Origin of the sequence: Actinomadura sp. 3N407, assembly GCF_052245875.1 — a bacterium.
Taxonomy (GTDB): domain Bacteria; phylum Actinomycetota; class Actinomycetes; order Streptosporangiales; family Streptosporangiaceae; genus Spirillospora.
In genome coordinates this window covers 114,243-141,210 of the sequence record NZ_JBQQBP010000008.1, presented here as the reverse complement: position 1 = coordinate 141,210, position 26,968 = coordinate 114,243, and the positions used below count along the sequence as shown (strand labels likewise).

Annotated in this window: 25 protein-coding genes; 19 read left to right on the top strand and 6 right to left on the bottom strand. The window is 71.4% G+C overall.

Features of this window, described 5'->3' with window-relative positions; all coding sequences use genetic code 11:
* The first annotated feature begins 57 nt into the window (after positions 1-57).
* The 11 genes from ACTWPP_RS21495 (at position 58) to ACTWPP_RS21445 (ending at position 12,647) form a co-directional block, all read left to right on the top strand.
* Positions 58-1,659: an ABC transporter substrate-binding protein gene (locus ACTWPP_RS21495; RefSeq protein ID WP_443106108.1), complete on the top strand. Its 1,602-nt coding sequence runs from the start codon at positions 58-60 to the stop codon at positions 1,657-1,659.
* Entirely contained in the window at positions 1,656-2,672 is a 1,017-nt protein-coding gene (locus ACTWPP_RS21490; protein WP_443106107.1) for an ABC transporter permease, read from the top strand. The genes ACTWPP_RS21495 and ACTWPP_RS21490 overlap by 4 nt, the downstream gene beginning before the upstream one ends.
* A complete protein-coding gene (locus ACTWPP_RS21485) occupies positions 2,659-3,531 on the top strand; it encodes an ABC transporter permease (protein ID WP_443106106.1) in 873 nt (290 codons plus the stop codon). The genes ACTWPP_RS21490 and ACTWPP_RS21485 overlap by 14 nt, the downstream gene beginning before the upstream one ends.
* Complete coding sequence (locus ACTWPP_RS21480; protein ID WP_443106105.1) at positions 3,528-4,556, top strand: ABC transporter ATP-binding protein; 1,029 nt, start codon at positions 3,528-3,530, stop codon at positions 4,554-4,556. Before ACTWPP_RS21485 ends, ACTWPP_RS21480 begins: the two co-directional genes overlap by 4 nt.
* A complete protein-coding gene (locus tag ACTWPP_RS21475; RefSeq protein WP_443106104.1) occupies positions 4,553-5,653 on the top strand; it encodes an ABC transporter ATP-binding protein in 1,101 nt (366 codons plus the stop codon). Before ACTWPP_RS21480 ends, ACTWPP_RS21475 begins: the two co-directional genes overlap by 4 nt.
* Positions 5,654-5,729: 76 nt before the next feature.
* Positions 5,730-6,845 (top strand): NDMA-dependent alcohol dehydrogenase, encoded by a 1,116-nt coding sequence (locus tag ACTWPP_RS21470; RefSeq protein ID WP_443106103.1) that lies wholly within the window; start codon positions 5,730-5,732, stop codon positions 6,843-6,845.
* Positions 6,842-8,314, top strand: a complete 1,473-nt coding sequence (locus tag ACTWPP_RS21465; RefSeq protein ID WP_443106102.1) for an aldehyde dehydrogenase family protein — start codon at positions 6,842-6,844, stop codon at positions 8,312-8,314. The genes ACTWPP_RS21470 and ACTWPP_RS21465 overlap by 4 nt, the downstream gene beginning before the upstream one ends.
* Complete coding sequence (locus ACTWPP_RS21460; protein WP_443106101.1) at positions 8,301-9,272, top strand: TIGR03560 family F420-dependent LLM class oxidoreductase; 972 nt, start codon at positions 8,301-8,303, stop codon at positions 9,270-9,272. Before ACTWPP_RS21465 ends, ACTWPP_RS21460 begins: the two co-directional genes overlap by 14 nt.
* 26 nt (positions 9,273-9,298) lie before the next feature.
* Positions 9,299-10,420, top strand: coding sequence for an NDMA-dependent alcohol dehydrogenase (locus ACTWPP_RS21455; protein WP_443106100.1), 1,122 nt, complete (start codon positions 9,299-9,301; stop codon positions 10,418-10,420).
* Between the two features lie 27 nt (positions 10,421-10,447).
* Positions 10,448-11,737 (top strand): phenylacetate--CoA ligase family protein, encoded by a 1,290-nt coding sequence (locus ACTWPP_RS21450; protein WP_443106099.1) that lies wholly within the window; start codon positions 10,448-10,450, stop codon positions 11,735-11,737.
* A gap of 58 nt (positions 11,738-11,795) precedes the next feature.
* A complete protein-coding gene (locus ACTWPP_RS21445; RefSeq protein ID WP_443106098.1) occupies positions 11,796-12,647 on the top strand; it encodes an SDR family NAD(P)-dependent oxidoreductase in 852 nt (283 codons plus the stop codon).
* Positions 12,648-12,663: 16 nt separating this feature from the next.
* Here the strand turns inward: ACTWPP_RS21445 and ACTWPP_RS21440 are convergent, their stop codons facing one another.
* The gene (locus tag ACTWPP_RS21440) at positions 12,664-13,518 is read right to left on the bottom strand and encodes an IclR family transcriptional regulator (protein ID WP_443106097.1); all 855 of its coding nucleotides are present in this window, start codon (positions 13,516-13,518) and stop codon (positions 12,664-12,666) included.
* Positions 13,519-13,809: 291 nt separating this feature from the next.
* Between ACTWPP_RS21440 and ACTWPP_RS21435 the strand changes: the two genes are divergently transcribed.
* The 6 genes from ACTWPP_RS21435 to katG all read left to right on the top strand — a co-directional run bounded on the left by ACTWPP_RS21435 (position 13,810) and on the right by katG (position 19,437).
* Positions 13,810-14,091: a hypothetical protein gene (locus ACTWPP_RS21435; protein WP_443106096.1), complete on the top strand. Its 282-nt coding sequence runs from the start codon at positions 13,810-13,812 to the stop codon at positions 14,089-14,091.
* 3 nt (positions 14,092-14,094) lie between these two features.
* Complete coding sequence (locus ACTWPP_RS21430) at positions 14,095-14,634, top strand: UGSC family (seleno)protein (RefSeq protein WP_443106095.1); 540 nt, start codon at positions 14,095-14,097, stop codon at positions 14,632-14,634.
* Positions 14,631-15,698: a hypothetical protein gene (locus tag ACTWPP_RS21425; protein WP_443106094.1), complete on the top strand. Its 1,068-nt coding sequence runs from the start codon at positions 14,631-14,633 to the stop codon at positions 15,696-15,698. The genes ACTWPP_RS21430 and ACTWPP_RS21425 overlap by 4 nt, the downstream gene beginning before the upstream one ends.
* Before the next feature lie 143 nt (positions 15,699-15,841).
* Positions 15,842-16,492 carry a lytic polysaccharide monooxygenase auxiliary activity family 9 protein gene (locus ACTWPP_RS21420; RefSeq protein ID WP_443106093.1) on the top strand — a complete coding sequence of 217 codons (651 nt, stop codon included), beginning with the start codon at positions 15,842-15,844 and terminating at the stop codon, positions 16,490-16,492.
* 285 nt (positions 16,493-16,777) lie between these two features.
* The gene (locus ACTWPP_RS21415) at positions 16,778-17,182 is read left to right on the top strand and encodes a Fur family transcriptional regulator (RefSeq protein WP_443106337.1); all 405 of its coding nucleotides are present in this window, start codon (positions 16,778-16,780) and stop codon (positions 17,180-17,182) included.
* A gap of 35 nt (positions 17,183-17,217) precedes the next feature.
* Entirely contained in the window at positions 17,218-19,437 is a 2,220-nt protein-coding gene (gene katG / locus ACTWPP_RS21410) for a catalase/peroxidase HPI (protein ID WP_443106092.1), read from the top strand.
* Between the two features lie 80 nt (positions 19,438-19,517).
* Here katG and ACTWPP_RS21405 read toward each other — a convergent pair whose 3' ends face one another.
* The 3 genes from ACTWPP_RS21405 to ACTWPP_RS21395 all read right to left on the bottom strand — a co-directional run bounded on the left by ACTWPP_RS21405 (position 19,518) and on the right by ACTWPP_RS21395 (position 21,404).
* Positions 19,518-20,015: a Fur family transcriptional regulator gene (locus ACTWPP_RS21405; protein WP_443106091.1), complete on the bottom strand. Its 498-nt coding sequence runs from the start codon at positions 20,013-20,015 to the stop codon at positions 19,518-19,520.
* A gap of 132 nt (positions 20,016-20,147) precedes the next feature.
* On the bottom strand, positions 20,148-20,546 hold the full coding sequence (locus ACTWPP_RS21400; RefSeq protein WP_443106090.1) for a MerR family transcriptional regulator: 399 nt from the start codon (positions 20,544-20,546) through the stop codon (positions 20,148-20,150).
* A 135-nt stretch (positions 20,547-20,681) separates the two neighbouring features.
* Complete coding sequence (locus tag ACTWPP_RS21395) at positions 20,682-21,404, bottom strand: spermidine synthase (protein ID WP_443106089.1); 723 nt, start codon at positions 21,402-21,404, stop codon at positions 20,682-20,684.
* Positions 21,405-21,643: 239 nt separating this feature from the next.
* Here ACTWPP_RS21395 and ACTWPP_RS21390 point away from each other — a divergent pair, with 239 nt between their 5' ends.
* Positions 21,644-23,251, top strand: a complete 1,608-nt coding sequence (locus ACTWPP_RS21390) for a peptide chain release factor 3 (protein WP_443106088.1) — start codon at positions 21,644-21,646, stop codon at positions 23,249-23,251.
* Between the two features lie 41 nt (positions 23,252-23,292).
* Here ACTWPP_RS21390 and ACTWPP_RS21385 read toward each other — a convergent pair whose 3' ends face one another.
* Both ACTWPP_RS21385 and ACTWPP_RS21380 read right to left on the bottom strand, forming a co-directional pair.
* The gene (locus tag ACTWPP_RS21385) at positions 23,293-23,520 is read right to left on the bottom strand and encodes a hypothetical protein (RefSeq protein WP_443106087.1); all 228 of its coding nucleotides are present in this window, start codon (positions 23,518-23,520) and stop codon (positions 23,293-23,295) included.
* Positions 23,521-23,674: 154 nt separating this feature from the next.
* Entirely contained in the window at positions 23,675-24,286 is a 612-nt protein-coding gene (locus ACTWPP_RS21380; protein ID WP_443106086.1) for a TetR/AcrR family transcriptional regulator, read from the bottom strand.
* A 123-nt stretch (positions 24,287-24,409) separates the two neighbouring features.
* Between ACTWPP_RS21380 and ACTWPP_RS21375 the strand changes: the two genes are divergently transcribed.
* The gene (locus tag ACTWPP_RS21375) at positions 24,410-26,062 is read left to right on the top strand and encodes an MFS transporter (protein ID WP_443106085.1); all 1,653 of its coding nucleotides are present in this window, start codon (positions 24,410-24,412) and stop codon (positions 26,060-26,062) included.
* Positions 26,063-26,968 lie beyond the last annotated feature (906 nt).

Genomic DNA, 26,968 nt, shown 5'->3' with positions numbered 1-26,968 from the left:
GGGCTCTCCGCGGAACCGCATCCATCGTGCGTCTCGGTACTGAAGCGGGAGGACGCAATGAGAAAGAGAATCCAGGGGACGGCGGTCCTCCTGACGGCGCTACTGGGAATCGCCGCATGCAACCAAGGGGGAGCGACGGGTGGGGCCGCGTCCCCCACCCAGCCGCCGCAGCGCGGCGGGCATATCACCGTGCTGGAGGACACGGCGTTCGCCGGAAGCTGGCCGTCGGGTCTCGACCCGGCCACCAACACCACCGGCGGGGCCAACCTCTCCCAGATGAGCGCCATCTACGGCGGGCTGTTCCTTCTCACGGCGAACGAGGACGGCAGTGGCGCCAAGGTCACGCCCAACCAGGCCGAGAGCTACGAGGTCCTCGACGACGGCCGGACCCTGAAGATCAAGATTCGGGAGGGGATCACCTTCTCGGACGGCACCCCGTTCGACGCCGAAGCGGTGAGGTTCAACTTCGAACGCGACATGAAGTCGACCTGCTCCTGCAAACCGACCTGGCAGCTGGCGGAGAAGGGCATCACGACGGAGGGCACCCACACGGTGGTGCTGCGCTTCAGACGGCCGAACGCGGCGGCCATCAACAACTTCCCCATCGCCAACGTCAACTGGATCGCCTCGCCGGCCGCGCTGGAGAAGATGGGCGAGGACGAGTTCCGGCTGACCCCGGTCGGCGCCGGGCCGTTCAAGGTCGTGTCCAACAAGCTCAGCTCGGAACTCGTCCTTGAGCGCAACCCCACGTACTTCAAGAAGGACCGGCCCTACCTCGACCGCCTGACGTTCAAGGCGATCGGCGGCGACCAGGCCGCCTACCAGGCGCTGCTGGCCGGGCAGGCGCAGGCGTACGAGGGGATGAACACCGTCCCGCTGATCGAGCAGGCCGGGAACGGCGGCAGGATCTCGGTGACGCTGCAGCCGCCCACATCGCCGTACGTCGTCCAGCTCAACACCCGGAACGCGCCGTTCGACGACGAGCGGGCCCGGCAGGCGATCTACCACGCGACCGACTTCGACGCGATCGCGAAGGGCCTGTTCAAGGACAAGTACCCGGTCAGCCAGACGTTCACCGCGCCGGGCGGGCTGTTCCACCACCCGACGGTGCCCGGCTACCGGGGACCCGACCTGGCCAAGGCGAAGCAGCTCGTCCAGCAGGCCGGCGGGATCACCGTCGAGCTGGGCACGCTCGGCAACTACGTCGCCAAGCAGGTGATGACCGCGCTGCAGACGCAGTGGAAGAAGGCTGGCATCAACGTGACGATCAAGGACTACCAGCTGAACACGCTCGTCCAGCAGTTCAACTCGGGCGAGTGGCAGGCGATGCTGCAGACGGCGGGAGCGTGGGACCCGGCCACCGGCGTCGGCGTCGCGTTCCGGTTCTCCTCCACCTCGCCGTTCACCGGGGTCAAGGACCCGCACCTGGACGAGCTGCTGGCCGATGCCGCGGCCACGGTCGACTCCGGGGAGCGCGACAGGCTCTACACCGAGGCCGGCACGTACATCAGCGACAAGGCGTACGCGCCGTTCGGGCTGGCGTTCGCGCCGGCCAACCTCGCGGCCGAGGGCGTCTACGGGCCGGGGCTGACCACCAAGATCCCGCCGCTGGCCGTCAACGCCGGGGTCCTGTGGGACCAGGTCTGGAGGGCGCGGTGACGGCCGTCGCCGGCCGGCCCGGGCACCGGATCGCCTGGTCGCGGATGGCGGGGGCGCCCGCCGCCCGCCTGGTGGTCAAGCGGCTGCTGCTGGCCGTCCCCATCACGCTCGGCGTGAGCGTGCTGAGCTTCACGGTGATCAACCTGATCCCCGGCAGCCCGGCGCGGCAGGTGCTCGGCATCGACGCCACCGCGGAGCAGGTCCGCGCGATGGAGGTCCAGCTCGGGCTGGACAGGCCGGCGCCGGAGCGTTACCTGGACTGGCTCGGCAACGCGGTCCGCGGCGACCTCGGCACCTCGCTGATCAGCGGGCAGCCGGTGGCCGCGCAGCTGGGCGGCCGCCTGGCGGTGACCGGCGAGCTGGTCGGGCTGGCCTTCCTCGGCGCCCTGCTGCTCGCGATCCCGCTGGCGCTGCTGGCGGCGCGGCGGCCGAACGGGATCGTCGACCGGCTGAGCATGGTCATCAGCGTGGTCGGGCTGTCGGTCGCCAACTACGTGCTCGCGCTGGTGCTGGCGCTGGTGTTCGCGGTGCAGCTCGGCGTCCTGCCGGCCATCGGGTTCGTGCCGCCGTCGCAGGGCGTCGGCGGCAACCTGACCTCCCTCGTCCTGCCCGCCGCGTCCCTCGGGATCCCGCTGTTCTGCCTCTACACCCGCTTCCTGCGGGGCGACCTGGTCGACCAGATGCAGGGCGAGGACTACGTGGTCACGGCACGCGCCAAGGGGGTGGGGCCCTGGCAGGTGCTGGTGCGGCACGCGTTCCGCAACTCCTCGTTCGGGCTGATCACCGTGGTGGGGCTGAACCTGGGGACGCTGATCGGCACCACGGTGATCATCGAGCAGATCTTCGCGCTGCCGGGGCTCGGGCAGCTGCTGCTCCAGGCGATCAACTCGCGCGACATCGCCGTCGTCCAGGCGTGCGTCGTGGTGTTCGCCGTGGTGACGGTCCTCGCGAACCTGACCGCCGACCTGCTGCACGCCGTGCTCGACCCGAGGATCCGCTATGGCGATCGCTGAGGCCCCCCAGTCCCTCGCAGCCGGCGAGCCGATGGCGCGTCCGTCCCGGACGTGGGCGGCGCGGCTGGGGATCATCGGCCCGGCCGTGGTCATCGCGGTGGTGACCGCGGCGTGCTTCCTCGGCCCGCTGGTGCTGCCGATCCCGGAACCCGTGGGCGGCGACATCCTGGAGGCGAGCCTGCCGGCGTTCTCGTCCGGCCACGTCCTCGGCACCGACGGCAACGGCAACGACATCCTGTCGCGGATCCTGCACGGCGGCCGCAGCTCGCTGATCGTCGCGGTCGCGGTCAACCTGCTGGGGCTCGGCCTCGGCGGGACGCTGGGCGCGCTGTCCGGCTACATGGGACGGGCCACCGACACCGTGATCATGCGGCTGTTCGACGTCTTCATCGCCTTCCCGTACCTGGTGCTGACCCTGGCGGTGGCGCAGAGCCTGGGGCCGAGCCAGACCACCTCGATCCTGGCGCTGGCGTTCTTCAGCGTGCCGGCGTTCGCCCGGATCTCCCGGGCCGCCACGCTGAGCCTGTGCGAGCGGCCGTTCATGGCGGCGGCGCGGCTGTGCGGCACCCCCTGGTGGCGGGTGCTGCTGCGGCACATCGCGCCCAACATCGCGCCGCAGCTGATCACGTTCGGGATGCTCGGGATGGGCCTGGTCATCGTCCTGGAGGGGGCGCTGAGCTTCCTCGGGATGGGCATCCCGCCGCCCGCGCCGAGCTGGGGAAACATGATCGCCCAGGGGCAGGCGAGCCTCTCGGCGACGCCGATGCTCGTGCTGTGGCCCAGCCTGATCCTCTTCGTCACGGTGCTGGCCTTCAACCTGCTGGGCGAGTCCCTGCGTTCGCGATGGAGTGAGCGATGAGTTCTGAGGAATCGCTGCTGGAGGTGCGGGACCTGCGGGTCGTGTTCACCCGGGGCGGGCGCCGGATCAACGCCGTCAACGGACTGTCGTACCGGCTCCGGGCCGGTGAGATGCTCGCGATCATCGGCGAGTCGGGGTCGGGCAAGACCGTCGGCGCCCGCACGCTGATGGGACTGCTGCCGCCCAGCGCCGAAGTGTCCGGTTCCGCCCGGTTCGACGGCACCGAGCTGCTCGGCCTCTCCGAGCGGGACATCCGCCGGTGGCGCGGGTCCGAGATCGCCATGGTGTTCCAGGATCCCGCGCGTTCCCTCAACCCGACCATGCGGATCGGCGTCCAGATCACCGAGGCCCTCCGCGAGCACTCCGATCTCGACCGGAAGGCGGCCAGGGCGCGCGCCGTCGAGCTGCTCAGGCTGGTGCACCTGCCCGCGCCCGAGCGGCGGTTCCACGAGTACCCGCACCAGCTGTCCGGCGGCATGCGGCAGCGCGTGGTGATCGCCATCGCGCTGGCGGGGGACCCGCGGCTGCTGGTCGCGGACGAGGCCACCACCGCGCTCGACGTGACCACCCAGGCGCAGATCATGGAGCTGCTCGTCGAGCTGCAGGAGCGGCTCGGCATGGCGATCATCCTGATCAGCCACGACCTGGGTCTCGCGGCGAGCTACGCCCAGCGCGTCGTGGTCATGTACGCGGGCCGCGCGGTGGAGTACGCGCCCGCCGACCGGCTGTTCGCGGGCGTGCGGATGCCGTACACGCGGGCGCTGCTCGGCGCCATCCCGCTGCTCGACCGGCCCCCGCACGGGCGGCTCCCGGTGATCTCCGGCCAGCCGCCGGACCCGGCCGCGCTGCCGGACGGCTGCCCGTTCCGGCCGCGCTGCGACCTGGCGACCGACGAGTGCGGTGAGGCGCCGCCGCTGCTCGAGCACGAGCCGGAGCACTGGTGGGCGTGCTGGCATGACGCCGCCGTCCCGGCCGTCCCGGACGTCGCGTCCGCCGTGAACGGCGAAGAGGGAGTGAGGCGATGACCAAGGCGACGGGCAAGACGGCGGCCGAGACGACCGCCAAGGCGGCGACCGGGGCGGCGGGATCACGGCGGGCGGCGGGCGAGCGGCTGCTGGAGGTGCGCGGCGTCGTCCAGGAGTTCGCCGTACGCGGGCCCGGCGGCGTCAAGGGCGCCGTGGTGCACGCGGTGTCGGACGTCTCGTTCGACCTGCGCACCGGCGAGACGCTCGGCATCGTGGGCGAAACCGGATCGGGGAAGTCGACGCTGGCCAGATCGGTCATCCAGGCGCCGCGCCCGAAGTCCGGCGAGGTGCGCTTCCTCGGCGACGATCTCATGCGGCAGGGCCGCAGAGGGCTCATCGCGGCCCGCCGCCACATGCAGATGGTCTACCAGGACCCGTTCGGCTCCCTGAACCCGCGCTGGCGCGTCACGCAGCTCGTCGAGGAGCCGCTGATCGGGTACGGAGTCAAACCGCCCGCGGGCCGCCGCGAGCGGGTCGGCGAACTGCTCGACCTCGTCGGCCTGGACCCGTCGGTGTACGGCGGGCGGCGCCCGCACGAGCTGTCCGGCGGCCAGTGCCAGCGCGTCGCCATCGCCCGCGCGATCGCGCTCAACCCGGCCCTGGTGATCTGCGACGAGCCCGTCGCCTCACTGGACGTGCTGATCCAGGCGCAGGTGCTGAACCTGTTCGAGCGGCTGCGCGCCGAGCTCGGGCTGTCCTACCTGTTCATCTCGCACGACATGGCGCTGGTCAAGCAGGTCAGCGACCGGGTCGCGGTGATGCACCTCGGGCAGATCGCCGAGATCGGCCCGTCCGAGGAGCTGTACCGCCGGCCGCTGCATCCCTACACCTCGGCGCTGCTGAACTCCATCCCCGGCCTCGACCCGTCCACCGGGCGGGTGCGCCGCCCCGCCCCGATGTCCGGTGAGCCGCCGTCGCCGATCGAACCGCCGAGCGGCTGCCGGTTCCGCACCCGCTGCCCGTTCGCGCGGGAACGCTGCGCCGCCGAGGCGCCGCGGCTGCGCGAACTCGAACCGGACCGGCAGGTCGCCTGCCATTTCCCGCTGGACGCCGCGGACGCGTCCGGGGAACGGTCCCGCGCGGCTTCCGTGACATGAAAGTCGCCTCGATCGCGCCGCCGCACGCTCGGCATAGTGAAATCACCGGAGACTCGAAACACGAAACGAGGCTCACATGAGCATGATCACGCGGGCCGCAATCTGCCGGGAACCCGGCAGGCCGTGGGAGATCGCCGACATTCGGGTCGACGACCCGAAGACCAACGAGGTCCGGATCAAATTCATGGCCGCCGGGATGTGCCATTCCGACGACCATGTCCAGAAGGGCGACGCCCCGATGCGATTCCCGGTCGTGGGCGGTCACGAGGGGGCCGGGATCGTCGAGGCGGTCGGTCCGGCGGTGACCCGGGTCAAGGTGGGCGACCATGTGGTCTGCTCGTTCATTCCCGCCTGCGGATCCTGCCGGTACTGTTCCACCGGGCGGCAGAACCTCTGCGACGCGGGCCTGAACGCGGCGACCGGAATGTTCGCCGACGGCACATTCCGCTTCCATTTGGACGGCGAAGACCTCGGCGGCCTGTGCGTGCTGGGAACGTTCGCCCGGTATGCCGTCGTCTCCGAATTCTCCGTCATTCCCATTGCCGAGGACATTCCCTTCGACATCGCCTCGCTGGTGGCCTGCGGCGTGCCCACCGGATGGGGATCGGCCGTGTACGCGGCGGGTGTCCGCGCCGGCGAGACCGTGGTGGTCTACGGCGCCGGGGGAGTCGGCAGCAACGCCGTGCAGGGCGCCCGGTACGCGGGCGCGAAGAACGTGGTCGTCGTCGACCCGGTGCCCTTCAAACGGGAGATGGCCGAGGTGTTCGGCGCCACGCACACCTTCGCCGACGCGGCCAAGGCGCACGACTTCGTCGTCGAGACCACCTGGGGCGAGCTCGCCGACCACGCGATCATCACGGTCGGCGTCCTGCACGACGAGGTGATCGAGCACGCGCTCAACGTGGTCGGCAAGAGCGGCCAGGTCACCGTCACCGCGGTCGGCAACGGCTCGCTGGACGCCCACCCCGGCATGCTCATCGGCTTCCAGCGGCGGGTGCAGGGCGCGATCTTCGGCGGCTGCAACCCGCTTCACGACGTCCCGCGGCTGCTCGGGCTCTACCGCTCCGGCGACCTCAAGCTCGACGAGCTGATCACCCGCCGGTACCGGCTGGAGGACGTCAACCAGGGCTACCACGACATGTTGGACGGCAAGAACGTCCGCGGCGTGATCATTCACGAGGAGCAGTCATGACCACCGCAGTCTCCGGTCCCGCGAGCGGTGCGCTGCGCGTGGACGACGCCCAGCTGATCGGCGGGGAGTGGGTCCCGGCCGCCGGCGGCGAGACCATCGAGGTGATCAACCCGGCGACCGGCGAGCCGCTCGGCCGGGTACCGCGCGGCTCCGCCGCCGACGTGGACGCCGCCGTCCGGGCCGCCACCGCCGCATTCCCCGCCTGGCGGGACACCAGCGCCACCGCGCGCGCCGAGCTGATCACGCGCTGGGCGCGGCTCGTCCGGGAGCACGAGACCGAACTCGACCGGCTGGAGTCGCAGGAGGTCGGCCGCCCGCACTGGGGCCCGCCGCCGATGGCGCGGATGCTGGACTTCATCGCCGGGCAGGCCGACAAGGTCCTCGGCCACTCGATGCCGACGCACACGCCCGACGTGCTCGGGCTGACCCTGCGTGAGCCGTACGGCGTGGTCGGGAGCGTCATCCCATGGAACGCCCCGGGGCCCATGTTCGCCAACGACGTGGGCGCCGCCATCGCCGCCGGCAACACCATCGTCATCAAGCCGGCCGAGGACGCCCCGCTCACCCCTCTGGCGCTGGCGAAACTCGCGATGGACGCCGGAATCCCGGCCGGTGTGGTCAACGTGGTCACCGGCTACGGCACCGAGGCCGGTGCCGCGGTCCCCGCCCACCCCGGCATCGACCGGATGAGCTTCACCGGCTCGCCGCAGACCGGCTCGTCGGTGATGGCGGCCTGCGCCGCGAACCTCGTCCCGCTGCATCTGGAACTGGGCGGCAAGTCGCCGCAGGTCATCCTCGACGACGCCGACCTGGACGCCGCCATCCCCGCGATCGTCACCGGGATCACGCTGAACACCGGGCAGATCTGCGCCGCCGGCTCCCGGGTCGTCGTGGACCGCAGCCTCCACGGGGAGGTCGTGCGACGCCTGGCCGAGCACATGAAGCGGGTCACGGTCGGCCCCTGGCACCAGGACGTGCGGATGGGGCCGCTGATCAACGCCAAGCAGCACGACCGGGTGCTGAACTACGTGCGGCTGGGGCAGGAGGAGGGCGCCGAGCTCGTCATCGGCGGCGGTGTCCCGTCCGGCGAGGAGTTCGAGCGCGGCTTCTTCGTCGAGCCGACGCTGTTCGACCGGGTCGAGCCCGGGATGCGCATCGCCCAGGAGGAGATCTTCGGGCCGGTGCTGTCGGTGCTCCCGGTCGGCGGCGAGGCCGAGGCCCTGACCGTGGCCAACGGCACCGACTACGGGCTCGTCGCCTCGGTGTGGACCCGCGACGTCGGGCGCGCGGTGCGGATGTCGCGCGGGCTGCGGGCCGGCCAGGTCGCGGTGAACGCCGCGCTGGGGGCCGGCGTGATCGGCGCGCCGTTCGGCGGGTACAAGCGCAGCGGCTTCGGCCGGACCATGAGCGCCGAGGCGGTGCTCGACTACACCCAGGTGAAGGCGGTGTCGCTGCGTGGCACGGCCTGACCGTGAGGGCGTCCGCGTCCGGGTGCTGATGGAGCCCCGGCACGGGGCCCGGTACGAGGAGATCCTGGCGCTCGCTCTCGCCACCGAGCGGGCGGGGTTCGACGCCTTCTTCCGCTCCGACCACCTGTTCGGCGTGGACCCCGAGGACCGGACCTACCGGCCCACCGACTGCTGGACGACGCTCGGCGGCCTCGCCCGGGACACCGAGCGGGTACGGCTCGGTGCGCTCATGGGCGCCGCGACGTTCCGCCGGCCCGGCATCCTCGCCACCATCGTCGCGTCCGTCGACGAGATGAGCGGCGGGCGGGTCGAGCTGGGCCTCGGCACCGGCTGGTACGAGCGGGAGCACACGGCGTTCGGAATCCCGTTCCCGGACGTCGGTGAGCGCTTCGACCGCTTCGAGGAGCAGCTCGCGATCATCACCGGGTTGTGGACCACCAGCGAGGGCGATGGGGACGGGTTCTCCTTCGACGGCGTCCACTACCGGGTGGTGGCGAACCGCGCGCCGCCGCGTCCCGTCCAGTCGCCGCACCCGCCGATCCTGGTCGGCGGCACCGGCCCGAAGCGCACGCCGGCGATCGCCGCCCGCTACGCGACCGAGTTCAACACGGCGCTGGGCGGTGACCTGCGCGAGCGTTTCGCCACGTTCTCCCGGGCCTGCGAGGCGGCCGGCCGCGACCCCGCCGAGCCCGGACGGTCGTCGGTGCTGCCCGTCGCCTGCGGGGCCACGCCCGCCGAGGTGAAGCGCCGCGGTGCCGTCATCGGCTCGGAGTTCATGCGGGTCAACGCCGCGATCGGCTCCCCCGGACTGGTCACCGACCGGATCGCCGCGCTCGCCGAGATCGGCGCCGACACGGTCTACCTGCACATCTACGACATCCACGACCTGGACCACATCGCGCTGATCGGTGCGGAGGTCCTGCCGCACACCGCCTCGATGAAGGTCGCCGAGCCGTGAGCGCACCCACAGACAAGGGGAGTCCGATGAGCCTGACCACTCACGCCGCCATCGCCCGCGGGCCGCACACCGGCTGGGAGATGGCCGACCTCCGGCTCGACCCGCCGAAGGCGCACGAGGTACGGGTCAGGTTCCACGCCTCCGGCCTGTGCCACTCCGACGAGCACATCACCCAAGGGGACGCCCCCGTGCGGTTCCCGATCGTCGGCGGCCACGAGGGCGCCGGCGTGGTCGAGTCGGTCGGACCCGACGTCCGGCGGGTGAAGCAGGGCGACCGGATCGTCTGCTCCTACATTCCCGCCTGCGGCGCCTGCCGGCCCTGCTCGACCGGCCACCAGAACATGTGCGTCAAGGGGCTGAACGCCGGCACCGGCATGTTCCTCGACGACACGTTCCGGTTCCACCTGGACGGCGAGGACCTCGGCGGGTTCTGCACGCTGGGCACCTTCTCCCAGTACGCGGTGGTGTCGGAATGGGCCTGCATCCCGCTCCCCGAAGACATCCCGTTCGAGATCGGCGCGCTGGTCGGATGCGGCGTCCCGACCGGGTGGGGATCGGCGGTGTACGCGGCCGGCGTCCGCGCCGGCGACACCGTGGTGATCTTCGGTGCGGGCGGCGTGGGCAGCAACGCCGTGCAGGGCGCCCGGTACGCCGGCGCGACCAACGTGATCGTCGTGGACCCGGTGGAGTTCAAACGCGAGATGGCGCGGGACGTGTTCGGCGCGACCCACGCGTTCGCCGACGCCAAGGCCGCCCACGACCTCGTCGTGGAGACGACGTGGGGGCAGCTCGCCGACCACGTCATCTGCACCCCCGGCGTGCTCACCGCGGAGATCGTGGACGCGGCCGTGCAGATGACCGGCAAGGGCGGGAAGGTCACCATCACCGCGGTCGGCAGGCTCGCCGAGAAGGCCGCCCACGTGCACGCGGGCCACCTGATCAGCTACCAGCGCCAGGTGCGCGGCGCGCTGTTCGGCGACTGCAACCCGCTCTACGACGTGCCGAAGCTGCTCGGGCTCTACCGCTCGGGGGATCTCAAGCTCGACGAGCTGATCACGCGCAGGTACCGGCTCGACGAGGTCAACGACGCCTACCGCGATCTGGCCGACGGCAAGAACATCCGCGGCGTCGTCGTCCACGAGCCGTGAGCGCCTCCTTTCCCGGAAGGAACATCTGTGATCAAACCTGGTTTCGTCGCGGTCGAGGACCGGGAGGCCGTGACCGCGGCGCTCCGCGCCCACCTGGAGCTGCTGCCCGGACGGTCCCCGTTCTACGCCGACCTCTTCGCCGCGCACGGGGTCGGCCCCGCGGCGCTGGAGTCCCTCGACGACCTGCGCAAGCTGCCGTTCACGGGCAAGGACGCGCTGCGCGAGTCGCAGGCGGCGGCGCCTCCGCTCGGCCGGCACGCCGGCGTCGGGATGGCCGAGGTGATCCGGGTCCACGCCTCCACCGGCACGACCGGCACTCCGAGCTGGGTCGGCGTCACCCGCAAGGACGCCGAGGCATGGACCGAGATGGTGGCCCGCGCCTTCACCACCATGGGCGCCGCCCGCGAGGACGTCGTCCTGCACGGCGCCGGGCTGACGCTGTTCGTCGGCGGGCTGCCGATCCGCGACGCGATCGAGCGGATCGGCAGCACGATGGTCCCGATCGGCACCGGCGCGTCGGAGAAGGCGCTGGTGGCGCTGGACGCCCTCGGTGTCACCGCCCTGCACGCCACCCCGTCCTACATCCGCTACCTCGCCGAGTACGTCCGGGACCGGGGCCGCGACCCCAGGGAGTTCGGGATCCGGAAGATCTTCGTGGGCGGCGAGCCGGGCGGCGGGGAGCCCGCGTTCCGCCGGCACGTCGAACGGGAGTGGGGCGGCCGGGTCACCGAGGGCCTCGGCAACGCGGACATGGCGCCGGTGCTGTTCGGCGAGGCGCCGGGCAGCGGCGGGATGCGCTTCACCGGCGGCCGGCACGTCGTGGTGGAGCTGATCGACCCGGAGAGCGGGGAGCCGGTCGACGCCGAGCCGGGCGCGTCCGGCGAGCTCGTCTACACGTCGGTGGACCGCGAATGCTGCCCGCTGGTCCGGTTCCGCACCCGGGACCGGATCGTGGTCACCGGGCTCGCCGCCGACGGCGCCCCCCTCATCCGCTGCGTGGGCCGCACCGACGACATGCTCATCGTCCTGGGTGTCAACGTGTTCCCCACGGCCGTCCGGGACCTCGTGCAGACCCTGTACCCGCGCACCAGCGGCGTCGTCCAGATCGTCCGGCCGGACGGCGGGCCCCGGGTCGAGCCGCCGCTGCGCGTGGAGGCCGAGTGGGGCGACGAGCCCGGCGACCACGAGCGGCTGCGCCGCGACCTGGAGGACCTGATCCGGTCCCGGCTGACGGTGCCCGCGGCGGTGACGCTCGTCCCGCCGGGTTCGATCGAGCGTTCCGAGATGAAGTCCCGGCTGATCCGGACGGCCGACTGACCGGCGTCCCCTGCTGAGAACAGGACCGCCGGAACCGACCCGCCACGATGGGAGAGACATGCCCGATGCAAGGACGACGGCCGGGGACCCGCTGACCGACCCCTTCGCCGACACCGGACCGCAGTGGATGGCGGGCCGGACCGCGCTCGTCGCCGGAGGCGGCCAGAACGGCGACCTCCCGGGGGTGGGGTACGCCACCTGCATGGTCCTCGCCGGGCATGGCGCGCGGGTCGCCGTGCTCGACCGGGACGGGGACGCCGCCGCCCGCACCGTCGAGCGGATCACCAAGGCCGGCGGCGAGGCGATCCCGGTGGTCGCCGACATCACCTCCGACCCCGCCTGCGCCGACGCCGTCGCCGAGGTGACGGGTCGGCTGGGCGGGCTGGACGCGCTCGTCAACAGCGTCGCGGCCGGGGACCGCGCCGGGACGTTCGAGGTGACCCCGGAGCGGTTCGACGAGCTGATGAACATCAACCTCAAATCGGCGTGGCAGCTCACCCGGCACGCCGTCCCGGCGCTGCCGCGCGGCAGCTCCATCGTCACCGTCTCCTCGGTCGGGGCGAAGTACCGCGGGCCCGGGATGGTCTACTGCATCGCCAAGGCCGGGCTGGAGAACTTCACCGAGGGCGCGGCCACGACGCTCGGCCCCCAGGGCATCCGGGTCAACTGCGTCCAGGTCGGCGCGATCTGGGGCGCGTTCGCGGCGAAGGGCATGCCCGAGGAGATGCGCGCGCCCCGCCGCGAGGCCACCGCCCTGAAGACCGAGGGGACCGCCTGGGACATCGCCCACGCCGCGCTGTTCCTGCTCAGCGACCGCGCCCGGTGGATCTCCGGGCACATCCTCGCCGTCGAGGGCGGGCCGCCCCACCGCTTCCCGGCCGCCCCGCCCATCACCTCGGTCCCCCTCTGACCGTGATGGGGGGACGTCAGCCGTAGGGGCGCATTCCCGCCGTCCGGGCGGGGTGGACGCCGCGGATCCTCTGCGCCGTCCGTCCTCGGACGCTGCCGGCGGACGGCGCGCCGAGCGTCCGCGAGATTCCCCGCGCCGTCGCGGCGAGCGCGGGGACCAGCGCGTGCGCCGAGGGCGACTCCGTCGGCACGGTCATGCCGACCGCCGCGACCACCTGGTCCCGGGGGCCCCGGATCGGGACCGCGATGGCCCGCGCGTCATAGGTGAGCTGGTTGGCGATGATGGCGACGTTCGACCGGCGGATCTCGGCCAGCTTGTGGCGCAGCGCGCCGGGCTCGGTCGGCGTGTACTCGGTGAACCTGCGCAGCTCGGAGGACAGCACCTCCTCCTGGAAGTCCTGCGAGGAGAACGCGAGGAGCACCAGCCCGGTGCCGGTGGCGTGCATCGGCCAGCGGCCGCCGAGCCTGCTCGGCACCGGAACCCCGTCCCGGGCGAGCAGCGACTCGATGTAGATGACATCGTGCCCGTCCGCGACGGCGAGATGGATGTTGGCCCGTACCGCGTGCTGAAGATCGTCCAGGAACGGGAGCGCGATCTCGCGGAGCTGCATCCCTTCCGAGGCGAGCGTGCCCAGTTCGAGGATCCGCAGCCCGATGCTGTACCGGCCGTCGTCGTCCCGGCACAGCGCGCCCCACGTCCGGAGCTCGTTGACGAGACGGTGCGTGGTGCTCAGGGTGAGGCCGGTGCGCCGGCTGATGTCACTGAGGGACAGCGCCGCGTTCTCGATGTCGAAGACCCCGAGAATCCGCAGTACGCGCTGTGCGGCTGTCAGGCGATCCGGTTTCGCAGAATTGGCTGCCAGGACGGTCATCACAATCACCCGCTCGGGCCCGAATAAAGCGGCCTAAGGTCGCGTATGCGGATGAGGCTACATAAAGAGAGCGGCTTGGGAAACACCGTGGGACGACCGAGAAAATTCTTCCGCCGGACGGAAGTTCTGTTCCCTTCGGCGCCGTCACCTGGGTCGGCAGGTCGATCGCGCATCCGTCTTCCGTGACGCGAAAGGCCCGGTTCGCGCGCAGGCACGCCAATCTACAGTGCGGAGATGGACCGAAGCCGTCCGCTCCCTTGTGCCGGCTTCGCCCGGCCATCAGTTCCGTGAATGACGAGTGAGGCGATGATGCGCGACGATGCGCGGCTGGAGCAGATGCGCGCGACGCTGGCCGTCGACGGCTACCACCTGAGCGTCGACGAGGCCGGCTCCGGATTCGACGTGCGGATCACGGCCGATCCCGGGACCTGCGCCGACTGCCTGATCCCCAAGCAGGCGATGGCGAGCATGCTGCAGGCCGTCCTCGGCGTCGACCGGGACGCGATCCGGCTGTCGTACCCGGGCGACGCCGACGACGGGTCCGGGCCCGACCTCACCGAGAAGGGTGCGTGAGGGATGTTCGACCACATACTCGACCCGACCGGGCTGTCACGGCGGCCCGCCCCCGCGGCCCCGGCCGCACGCCGGCTGCCCGATCTGGCGGGCGCCCGGGTGGGGCTGCTGGACAACACCAAGCAGAACGCGGCGCCGCTGCTCGCCGAGCTCGGCCGGCTGCTGGCCCGCGACCACGGCGCCGTGGTGTCGCTGCAGCGCACCAAGCACCAGTTCGCGTTCCCCGTGGACGAGCCGCTGCTGAAGGAGATGTCGGCCGCGAGCGACCTGGTGGTCGTCGGTGTCGGCGACTGCGGCTCGTGCAGCGCGTCCGCGGTCGCCGACGGCATCGCGTTCGAGCGGGCGGGCGTTCCCGCGGCGGTCATCTGCACCGAGGCGTTCGAGGTGACGGCGCGGGCGATGGCCGAGGTGCACGGCGACGCCGGCTTCGAGTTCCTGATGACCCCGCACCCCGTGGCGGTGCTGGACGAGGACCAGGTCGGCGCGCGCGCCGCGGAGCTGCTCGCCGCCGTCGTGGCCCGGGTGAGCGAGGTGCGGCGGTGATCGGGAAAGCCCTGGACGGGACGGAGCACGAGACGGATCGGCTGCACAGGTCGATCGAGTACGTCTACGAGCGGGGATGGACCGACGGCCTGCCCGTGGTGCTGGCGACCCGGGGGCGCACCGACGAGCTGCTCGCCACCACGTCCCGTTCGCCGGAGGAGGTCATCGGCCGGCTGGAGCACCTGAAGCGGGAGGTGACCGTCGAGCTCGCGGCCGTCAACGCGGTCATGGCCGGCTGCCTGCCGGAGTACTTCCCCGTGGTGCTGGCCGCCTGGGACGCGCTGATGCTGGAACGGTCGACCGTCGGAGGCGGATGGCAGAGCACCAGCGGCCCCGCGCCGCTGCTCGTCGTCAACGGCCCCATCCGGGAACGGCTGGGGTTCAACGGCACCGGCGGCGTGTTCGGTCCCGGATTCCGTGCCAACGCCACCGTCGCCAGAGCCATCGGCCTGATAGTCCGCAACGCGCTCGGCGTCGTCCCGCACGTCTTCGAGCAGGCCACTCAGGGCGTTCCCGGCCGATGGACGATGTGCGTCGCCGAGAACGAGGAGCAGAGCCCCTGGGAGCCGCTCTCGGTGGACGGCGGTGTGACCGCGGGCGTCGACGCGGTGTCCACGACACTGCTCAGGACCAGCGAGTTCGTCGACAACCGGCACACCGGCGACCCGGAGAAACTGCTCGCCGACTTCGCCGACACCATCTCGCGCACGGGAAGCTGGATCTTCCGCAACGCGGCCGCCGGCGTCGTGTTCTGCCCCGAGCACGCGCAGATGCTGGCCAAGGCGGGGATGAGCAAGGACGACGTGCGTACCTGGCTGGTCGAGCGCTGCGGGCGGCCGGACACCGATCTGAGCCGGGTCGGCAAGAACCTGTCCGAGAAGGGCGCCAGGGGCGACGCCGGCGACGCCGACCCCGGCGCCTTCTCCGCGCTGTTCGCCGAGGACTCGCCCAAGCACCTTCCCATCGTGGTCGCCGGCGCCCGCAACGCCGGGATCTCCATGGTGGTCCGGCTGTTCTCCACCTGGTCGGGGGTCTCCGCCCGGGTGGAGCCGCCGCGCCCCTGAGCGGAAGGCCGACCGGTGCGGACGGGTCGGCCGTGAAAGCTTTCACGGCCGACATGACGCATGGTGCGGTTCCGAGTTAGCCTCCTTCATGGGAGCGCTCCCGATCCGGCCATAGCCCCCGCAACCGGAACGGAGACCGCGCGATGCGTCACAACCGAATACGCCGCGCCCTGACAGTCCTGCTCGTGGCGATGCTCATGCCGATCCTCTGGGTCGACACGGCCTCGGCCCACGGGTCGGTGATCGACCCCGCGTCCCGCAACTACGGCTGCTGGGACCGCTGGGGCGACGACCACCTGAACCCCGACATGCAGCAACAAGACCCGATGTGCTGGCAGGCGTGGCAGGACAACCCCAATGCCATGTGGAACTGGAACGGCCTCTACCAGAACAACGTCGGCGGTAACCACCAGGCCGCGGTGCCCGACGGGCGGCTGTGCAGCGGCGGCCACGCCGAGGGCGGACGTTACCGGTCCATGGACGCCGTGGGCCCGTGGAAGACCACGAACGTCGGCACCAACTTCACGATCAACCTGTACGACCAGGCCAGCCACGGCGCGGACTACTTCCGCGTCTACGTGACCCGCCAGGGCTACGACGCCCTGAACCAGCCCCTGCGCTGGAGCGACCTGGAGCTGGTCCGCGAGACCGGCCGGTACGGGTCCAGCAACAACTACGTGATCAGCAACGTGAGCGCGCCCGGACGCAGCGGCCGCCACGTCGTCTTCACGATCTGGCAGGCGTCGCACATGGACCAGGTGTACTACATCTGCAGCGACGTCAACTTCAGCTGAGCCCCCCGCCTCCCCGACACGGTCCCGCCGGACGCCGCGACGCGTCCGGCGGGCCGACTCGTTTCGGAGTACCCGGGCCGACGAGCCCGACGCCCCCCGCCCGCGGCGCCCGTGATCGCGTTGCCGATCCTGTCCTGAAGAGCGGACTCGCCGACGTTCAGGAGCGGCTTGACGTCCAGATCGACGGCCGCCTGCGTGGCGACGGTTGGTGCCTCACAAATCTTGACTGATTCCAAGAAGTGAGCCAATCTATCCGGCGTGGGCATGCCCGTGGACTACCAGCAGATGCTGCGCGGGGCGGCGCTGCGCGTGACCCGTCCCCGGGTGGCCGTCCTGAGCGCGGTGAACGAGCATCCGCACGCCGACACGGAATCGATCATCGGCGCGGTGCGCCGGGATCTTCCGAACGTGTCCCATCAGGCCGTGTACGACTCGCTGCGTGCGCTGACGGCCGCGGGCCTGGTGCGGCGCATCCAGCCGACCGGCTCCGTGGCGCGCTACGAGTCGAGGGTCGGGGACAACCACCACCACGTCGTGTGCCGCTCGTGCGGCGACATCGCCGACGTCGACTGCGCCGTCGGCGATGTGCCCTGCCTGACCGCCTCCGACGACCGCGGCTTCTCCATCGACGAGGCCGAGGTCGTCTACTGGGGCCTGTGCCCCGGCTGCTCCACCGGCAAGAGTTCGTGAGTTCATCCCCGCAGAAAGCCCTTGGAAGGATGCCAATGTCGGACAACCAAGAGCCGATCGCCTACGACACCAACACCGAGAGCGCAGGCGGCTGTCCGGTCGCGCACGGCCGCGCTCCGCACCCCACCCAGGGGGGCGGCAACCGCGGCTGGTGGCCGAACAAGCTCAACATGAAGGTCCTCGCCAAGAACCCCGCCGTGGCGAACCCCCTCGACGAGGGATTCACCTACGCCGAGGCGTTCCAGAGCCTGGACCTCGCCGCCGTGAAGCGGGACATCGCCGAGGTCCTCACGACCTCGCAGGACTGGTGGCCCGCCGACTTCGCCCACTACGGCCCGTTCATGATCCGGATGGCGTGGCACAGCGCCGGCACCTACCGGGTCAGCGACGGCCGCGGCGGCGCCGGGTCCGGGCAGCAGCGCTTCGCGCCCCTCAACAGCTGGCCGGACAACGGGAACCTCGACAAGGCCCGCCGGCTGCTGTGGCCGGTCAAGAAGAAGTACGGCCAGAAGATCTCCTGGGCCGACCTGCTGATCCTGACCGGCAACGTCGCCCTGGAGTCGATGGGCTTCAAGACCTTCGGGTTCGCCGGAGGCCGCGAGGACGCCTGGGAGCCCGAGGAGGACGTCTACTGGGGCCCCGAGACCACCTGGCTCGACGACCAGCGCTACAGCGGCGACCGGGACCTCGAGAACCCCCTGGGCGCGGTCCAGATGGGGCTCATCTACGTCAACCCGGAGGGGCCGAACGGCAACCCGGACCCGATCGCCGCGGCGCGGGACATCCGCGAGACGTTCCGCCGCATGGCGATGAACGACGAGGAGACGGTCGCCCTGATCGCCGGCGGTCACACCTTCGGCAAGACGCACGGCGCGGGCCCGGCGGACCATGTCGGCCCCGAGCCCGAGGGCGCCCCGCTGGAGGAGATGGGCCTCGGCTGGAAGAGCACCTTCGGTTCCGGCAAGGGCGGGGACGCCATCACCAGCGGCCTTGAGGGCATCTGGACGAACACCCCGACGGCCTGGGACAACAGCTTCTTCGAGATCCTGTTCGGATACGAGTGGGAGCTGTTCAAGAGCCCCGCCGGCGCGTGGCAGTACCGGCCGAAGGACGGCGCCGGGGCCGGTACCGTCCCCGACCCCCACGACCCGTCGAAGAGCCACGCACCGACGATGCTGACGACCGACCTGTCGCTCCGGATGGACCCGGTCTACGAGCCGATCTCGCGGCGCTTCCTGGAGAACCCCGACGAGTTCGCCGACGCCTTCGCCCGCGCGTGGTTCAAGCTGACCCACCGCGACATGGGGCCGGTCACGCGCTACCTCGGCCCGGAGGTCCCGGCCGAGACGATGGTGTGGCAGGACCCCATCCCGGCGCGGACGCACGAGCTCATCGACGCCGGTGACATCGCCGACCTCAAGGCTCGGATCCTCGCCTCGGGGCCGTCGGTGTCCCAGCTGGTGTCCACCGCGTGGGCGTCGGCCGCGTCGTTCCGCGGCACCGACAAGCGCGGCGGCGCCAACGGTGCTCGGATCCGTCTCGAGCCGCAGAACGGCTGGGAGGTCAACCAGCCCGACGAGCTGGAGAGGGTGCTGAACGCCCTGGAGGCGGTCCAGGAGTCGTTCAACTCCGCCCAGACCGGCGGCACGCGGGTCTCGCTCGCCGACCTGATCGTGCTCGGCGGGTGCGCCGCGGTCGAGCGGGCCGCCAAGACCGCCGGTCACGACATCGAGGTCCCCTTCACCCCGGGACGGACGGACGCGTCGCAGGAGGAGACCGACGTCGAGTCCTTCGCCGAGATGGAGCCGACCTCGGACGGGTTCCGCAACTACCTCGGTAAGGGCAGCCCGCTGCCGGCCGAGTACGCGCTGATCGACAGGGCGAACCTGCTCACGCTGAGCGCGCCCGAGATGACGGTCCTCGTCGGCGGTCTCCGGGTCCTGGACGCGAACCACCGGCAGTCGTCGCTCGGCGTCCTCACCGAGACCCCCGGGTCGCTGACCAACGACTTCTTCGTGAACCTGCTCGACATGGGCACGACGTGGCGGCCGACGTCCGAGGAGGCGGAGAGCTTCGAGGGCCGCGACGCCTCGGGTGCGGTCAAGTGGACCGGCAGCCGCGTCGACCTCCTCTTCGGGTCGAACGCGGAGCTGCGCGCGGTCGCGGAGGTCTACGCGTCCGACGACGCTCGCGAGAAGTTCGTGCGCGACTTCGTCGCGGCGTGGGACAAAGTGATGAACCTCGACCGGTTCTAACTCGCCTGATCCCGGCGTCCGGGCCGGCCCGCGCGGGCCGGCCCGGACGTGCTCAGCCCGCGGTTCTCAGCCGGACGTTCTCAGCTCGCCGCTTTCGGACGGCTCGCTTTCGGACGGCCCGTTTCAGGCTGGCTCGCTTCCGGCTGGCCCGTTGCCGGTCGGCACTGGGGGCACAGGCCCCAGAAGGTGACGTCGGCCTCGTCGACGAGGTAGCCCGCGTCGTCCACCGGGTCGAGGCAGGGCGGGTGCCCCACGGCGCAGTCGACGTCCTTGACCGCGCCGCAGTTCCGGCACACCAGGTGGTGATGGTTGTCGCCGACGCGTCCCTCGAAACGGGCGGGGCTGTCGCCGGGTTCGAGGCGGCGCACGAGCCTGGCCGCGGTGAGCGCGTGGAGGGCCTCGTACACGGCCTGAAGGGAGATGTGGCCCACGCGGTCGCGCACCCCGGAGGCGATCGCCTCGACGTCGAGGTGGTCACCGTTCCGGACGGTCTCCAGCAGCGCGACGCGGGCGGCCGTCACCCGCAGGCCGGCCCCGCGCAGATCCTCGGCGGTCGTCGGTGGCTGGGATGCGGTCATGGCGGCGACCTACCTTCACAACGCGACCTACTGCAGACAACGAATGACACAAGTCTAATGGCAGGTCTATACAGGATTTTCTGGGCGGCCGCGACCCCCCGGACTCGCCGCCCCTGCCGCGGCCGGTATCGGCTATGAGCGGTGTTTGCGTAGTTCTGTGGAGAGTTCGGCGGAGAACTGTTCGGCGTCGGCCAGGCGGGTGCGGATCTTCTCGCAGCGTTCCTCGACCAGGGAGCGGTAGACGGCGAGGCGTTTGGTGAGGTCGTTGCGGGTGGGCTCGCTTGTGTCGGCGGCCTGGAGCCGGTCCAGGATGTCCAGCAGGTCGCGCATCTCTTCGAGGGTGAAGCCGAGCGGTTTCATCCTCTTGACGACCAGGAGGCGGGTGACGTCGTCGTCGGTGTAGAGCCGGAAGCCGCCTTGGGAGCGCGCGGTGGGCAGGGCGAGGCCGACCTCTTCGTAGTGGCGGATGGTGCGCAGGCTCAGGCCGGTCCGATCGGCGACCTCGCCGATCTGCATGTGCCTGCCGTCCATCGGGTTCCTCCTCACGCCACCGGCCCGTCCCGCCGGGGCGGATGATCCATATCGTCGCTCAAGCTTGCCATCTTCGGCCTCGCGGTGAGGCCGCGGTCGCACGGCGCCCGCCGCGCATTCGCGGCGGTCCCGTTCTCAGTCGAGGTGCGTGTGCGCGACGTACACGGTGTTGGCCGCGGTGCCGCCCTGGATGTGGTTGGGGAACTCGACGATGTGCGCCGTCACGTCGGCGAAGACCTCGCCGAGAACGGCGGTGAACGCGTCGTCGGGGGGCTCGTTCGACCACAGCGCGAAGACGCCGCCGGGATGGATCTGCGCGGCGAGGCGGTTCAGCGGCCCGGGCCGGTAGAAGGAGGCGTGGCCGGTGTCGAGGACGTGGCTCGGTGAATGGTCGATGTCGAGCAGGACGGCATGGAAGCGGCCGCCGGGCGTCTTCGGGTCCAGGCCCGTCCCCGATGAGGCCATGGCGAAGAAGTCGCCCTGCACCAGCCGGCAGCGGTCGTCGGCCGTCAGCCGTTCCCCCAGCGGCACCAGCTTCGCCCGGTGCCAGTCGATCACTTCGGCGAGCGTCTCCACGACGAGCAGCGAGCGCACCCGGGGCTCGTTCAGGGCGGCGTCGGCGGTGTGGCCGAGCCCGAGGCCCCCGACGACGACATCGAGGCCGGTTCCCTCCGCCGCGGCCAGCCCGAGCCGGGCGAGTTCGATCTCACCGGCCGTCCACAGGCTCGACATGAGGAAGTCGTCATCGAGTTTGATCTCGTAGACGTCGACGCGGAGGGAAGGGTCCCGGCGACGCCGTAGGCTGATGGCGCCCATGGGCGTCGGACGCCAGTCGAGCTCCTCGAACAATGCGCCCATTACATTCCGTTCCTCGTGTTCCGGTGGGATCCAGCGGTTGAAATATACCTCTCGTAAGGAGAGAGTGATGCAGGCCACGCTCTCCCATTCCGATTCAGGCGATATCCCAGATGAGGATCGGCGAGCGCCTCTCGGACCGACCGTCCACAAGGTACTTTAACGTAAGGTTAGATTGGCGAAACGGTCGGCGTCCGCCCAGCCCGGCGGACCGGTGCGGCCGAGCACGAGAGGGGGCCGCGGTGAGCGGCGGGACGGGCACACCGCAGGATGTGGCGGCGGAGGCGGCGCGGCGGCGGACGTTCGCGGTGATCAGTCACCCGGACGCGGGCAAGTCGACGCTGACCGAGGCGCTGGCGTTGCACGCGGCGGCGATCGAGGAGGCCGGGGCGGTGCACGGCAAGGCCGGGCGACGAGGCGTGCGGTCGGACTGGATGGACATCGAGCGCTCCCGCGGCATCTCCATCACCTCCTCGGTACTGCGGTTCGAGTACGGCGGCGCGCTGCTGAACCTGCTGGACACCCCCGGTCACGCGGACTTCTCCGAGGACACCTACCGGGTACTGGCGGCCGTGGACGGGGCCATCATGCTGCTGGACTCGGCCAAGGGCCTGGAGGCGCAGACCCTGAAGCTGTTCGATGTGTGCCGGCACCGCCGCATCCCCGTGATCACGTTCGTGAACAAGTGGGACCGGCCGGGCCGCGAAGCCTTGGAGTTGCTGGACGAGGTGGAGCAGCGGATCGGCCTGCATCCGGCCCCATTGAACTGGCCGGTCGGGATCGCGGGGGACTTCCGCGGGCTGATCGACCGGGCTGGCGGCGCGTTCACCCGGTTCCTGCGCACGCCCGGCGGCGCCACCCGCGCGATCGCCGAACACGTCACCGCCGAGGAAGCCGCCGAACAGGAAGGCGAGACGTGGGAGACCGCGGTCGAGGAACTGGCGCTGCTGGAGGAGATCGGCGCCACCCTCGACATGGACGCCTTCGCCGCCGGAACCTGCACCCCGGTCCTGTTCGGCGCCGCGCTGCCCAACTTCGGGGTGGAGGCACTGCTGGAGGCGGTGTGCAGGCTGGCGCCCGCCCCGGCCGCGCGTGCGGACTCCGGCGGAAGGGAGCGCCCGGTCTCGGCGCCCTTCTCCGGGCAGGTGTTCAAGGTGCAGGCGGGCATGGACAGGGCGCACCGGGACCGGCTGGCGTTCATCCGGGTGTGCTCGGGCCGGTTCGAGCGCGGGATGTCGCTGACCCATGCCCCGACCGGGCGTCCGCTGGCGACCAAGTACGCCCAGACGATCTTCGGGCGCGACCGCTCGACCCTGGACGCGGCCTACCCGGGTGATGTGATCGGGCTGCCGAACGCGTCCGGCCTGACGGTGGGCGACACCCTGTACGCCAGGACCCCGGTGTCGTTCCCGCCGATCCCGGCGTTCGCCCCCGAGCACTTCATGGTGGTGCGGGCCTCCGACAACAGCCGCGCCAAGCAGTTCCGCCGCGGCATGGACCAGCTCGACAGCGAGGGCGTGGTCCAGGTGCTGCGCAGTGATCTGCGCGGTGACCAGGCACCGGTGCTGGCCGCGGTCGGGCCGCTGCAGTTCGACGTGGTCACCGCCCGGATGGCCGAGGAGTTCAACGCACCGGTCGAGCTGACCCGGCTGGACTACTCCACCGCCCGCATCACCGACAAGGAGTCCGCCCAGACCCTCACCGGACGGCGCGGCGTCGAAGTCCTCACCCGCACCCTGGACGGCTCACTCCTCGCGGTGTTCATCGACAAATGGCGGCTCCGCGCCATCGAACGCGAACACCCCGGCCTCACCCTCACCCCGATGCTGGCCGCGGGCGTGCCCGACTGACCATGGCGGACGAACGCCGACGGCCGTGCGAGCCGGCGGGGTCACTGCGGCATGCGCCGCACGTGCTCGGTCACCCAGATCCAGGCGCCGTTGGTCTCGTTGAGGCGGCGCTGTACCTGTTCCACGTCATCGAGGCGCAGTTCGAGGACGGGCTGCCAGTCGCCCTTCACACGGTCTTCGAAGTAGATCTGCTCGTCGTCGGTCCGGAGACGGAGCGCCCGTACCGTCTGGGGGGCGCCTTCCTGTGGCTGGATTCGGTAGGTCGGCATGATCCCTCTTGTCGGGCCGGACCCGCCTGCTGCCGCATGGCGGGGCGGGGCGGCACCGGCCACTCCGAGGGCACAGTACTCTCACGTTGAAAGAGGGTGCGGAGGCGGGGTTACCGAACGCCCGCCCGTCAGGACGGCCCCCCGCGCGGGGGCGTCAGGGGTAGAGGGCGGCGATCGCCGTCCGGACGCGGTCGCGGGCCGTTTCCGGGTCGGTGATGCCGATCAGGACGTAGTAGGCCAGCCCCTCGGCGAGGGCGACCAGGTCGACGGCCGCGTGGGCCGGGTCGGTGGCGCGGGGGATCAGCCCGGCGTCCCGGTCACCGCGCACGAGGTCGGTGATCTGCCGATGGAAGCGGGTGTAGTCCGCGCGCATCCGGTCGGCGATCGCTTCGTCGGCGAGGGCGAGGGCCGTGAACGACTGCCGGACGCGCATGTGCGCCCGCGTCTCGGGGTCGTGGGCGATGAGTTCGGTCAGCACGACGGTGAGCACGGAGCGCGGTTCGGCGCTGTCGAGGTCGCGGCCGACGAGTGACCTGATGCGGGCGCTGCTGAGCTCGTTGCCGCGGTCGAAGGCGGCCTCGATGAGCTTCTGCTTCGTGGGGAAGTAGTGCTGGACGCGCCCGGCCGACACTCCGGCCCGTGCCGCGACCTCGGTCATTGACACGGCCGGCAGCCCGTGTTCGGCGACGATCGCCAGCACGGCGTCGGCGATCTCCCGCCGCCGGGTCTCGTGCTGGGCCCCGGGCCCGCGGGTGCGTCGTCCCATCGGCCATCCCAGTCTTCTCGATGCGGTCACACTGAATTGACCCTGAGCCTATCGGGTCCTAGCCTGGGCGGTGCAAGCAAACCAATGTGATCCCATTGATTTGTGTAATCGGGAGGCGAGGGAATGACACGCACCGGACCCGGGGCCCCGGCGCCCGGGTTGATCCTCGCGCTCGCCTGCGCCGCCCAGTTCATGGTGGTGCTCGACGTCTCCGTGGTGAACGTCGCACTGCCCGCGATCCAGTCGTCCCTGGGCTTCGAGGCGTCGGACCTGCCCTGGGTCGCGGGCGCGTACACCCTCACCTTCGCGGGGTTCCTGCTGCTCGGCGGCCGTCTCGCCGACCTCTGCGGAGCCGGGCGCGTCTTTCTCGCCGGTCTCGTGCTGTTCGCGACGCCGAGCCTGGTCGGCGGGCTGGCGACCACCCCCGGCCTGCTGATCGCCGCGCGTGCGGCGCAGGGACTCGGCGCCGCCGTCCTCGCCCCGGCGACCCTGACGCTGCTCACCACCACGTTCCCCGAGGGTCCGCGCCGCACCCGGGCCCTCGCCACCTGGACGGCGGTGAGCCTCGCCGGCGGCGCGGCCGGCAACCTCATCGGCGGCGTCCTCACCCAGTCGCTGTCCTGGCGCTGGATCCTGCTGATCAACGTGCCGATCGGCGCGGCCGCCGTCGCCCTGGCCGCCCGCGTCCCCGCCGCCCGCCGCCGGACCGGGCGGACCACCCGTCTCGACCTTCCCGGCGCCGCCTCGGCCACCGCAGGCCTGGCCCTCCTCGCCTACGCCATCATGCAGGCCGCCCCACGCGGCTGGGACGACCCGGTGATCCTCGCCGCCCTCGCGGCCGCCGCCGTCCTACTCGCCGGATTCCTCCTCATCGAGACGCGCCTGGCCCGCGATCCGCTCATCCCGCCACGGCTGTTCCGCGTCCGCGCCATCTCCGCCGGCAACGCGGTGATGCTGCTCGCCGGTGCCTGCTTCCAGGTACCGATGTGGTACTTCCTGACCCTCTACATGCAGGACGTCCTGCACTACACGGCGCTGCAGACCGGCCTCGGCTTCCTCCCGCACACGCTGCTCACCATGGCCGTCGGCCTGCGCGTCACGCCGTGGCTCATGATGCGCGCCGACGACCGGACCCTCGTGGTCATCGGCGCCCTCACCGCTGCCGGGGGCTTCCTCTGGCAGAGCCACATCACCGCCGGCACCGGTTACCTGGAGGGCGTGCTCGGTCCGGCGATCCTCATCTCCATCGGCGGCGGCCTGCTGAACACGCCCCTCACCACCACCGTCACCTCCGGCGTCGCCGAGCGCGACGCCGGAGCCGCCTCCGGCCTGATGAACACCGCCAAACAGGCCGGCGGCGCCGTCGGCCTGGCCGTCCTCACCGCGGCCGTCGCGGGCCGCGCGGCCACCCCGGACGCTCTCGCCGCGGCCTACGGCGACGCCTTCCTGATCATGGCGTTCGTGATGGTCGTCATCGCGGCGGTGTCGCTCGTCCTCCCGCCGAGGCGGGACGCGGCCGCACCGCCGCGCACGCGTGGCGGTCAGCGGCGGATGAGCAGGAAGTGGTTGAGGAACCAGACCCCGCCTCCGCCCGGCGGGGCGGAGATCCGGATGGTGCTGACGCCCGAGGGCAGGGACACGGGCGTGGGAGAGGTGATGTTCACCCATGCTCCGCCGGTGTTGATCGGGACGGTCTGGGCCGTCCCGGCGACCTCGAACCTGAGGCTTCCGTTCGTGTGGCCGGCGAAGCTCGCCGCGCGGAGCCTCAGATCGTAGGAGCCGGCGACCGGGGCGTTCACCGTATACGTGGCGACCGGGCCGGACGGAACGCCGAAGATGGTGTCGTCGGCGAGTGTGAAGCCCGCTCCGGGAACGCCGTCGGCCTCGCAGCCGCTGCCGCAGACCTTCATGTACGCGGTGGAGTCGATCGCGACGGTGCCGTCGGCGTCCGGTGGGCGGGCCGTGGTGCTCGTCGTGGTCGTGTACTCGGCCTGGATCTCGGCCCACCACCCGGCCACGCTGGGTGCCAGTTGCGGCGGCGGGTCGAACAGCCGGGGCTCGTCGACCGACACCAGCCAGTGGTCGGCCTCGACCTCACGGTTGTCGGTCATGCAGGGCTCGACCGGGAGCTCGATCTTGCAGGAGGGCGGGATCGCCTGGCCGATCCAGAACCAGAGCCGCCCGGCGGAGTCGAACGCGCCTCCGGGGGTGCTGGGGATGCCCGCGGTCGGGCTGGTCCGGAACGGCAGCGCGGTGTAGCCCGAGTCCACCATGGTCCCGATTTCGAACGTCATGGAGCGTCCGCTGCCGGACGTCCTGATGGGCGTCACCGTGCCGCCGTTGCCCACCACGGCGATGTTGTGATTGACCGGGTTCTGGAGCAGGTCCATCGTGGCGATCGGTTCTCTCGGCTGGAAGATGTCGTAGTCCGGTGGGCATTCGACGCCCCACACGGTCTCGCCGCCGTCGGTGGTGGTGTAGGTGTCCAGGCCCTTGCCCGGTACCAGCGGACACTCGGTCCCGCCCACCCGGCGCCGGCCGTCGACGTTGGCGTAGACGGCGAGGCTCCCGTTGGGGAAGCCCGCGGACCGCCTGACCCACAGGTTGCCCTGGTGGTCGTACAGCGTCGTCCCGCCCGCCCAGAAGTTCCCCCCGTTGTCGCGGCCCGAGGGGAAGAACGGC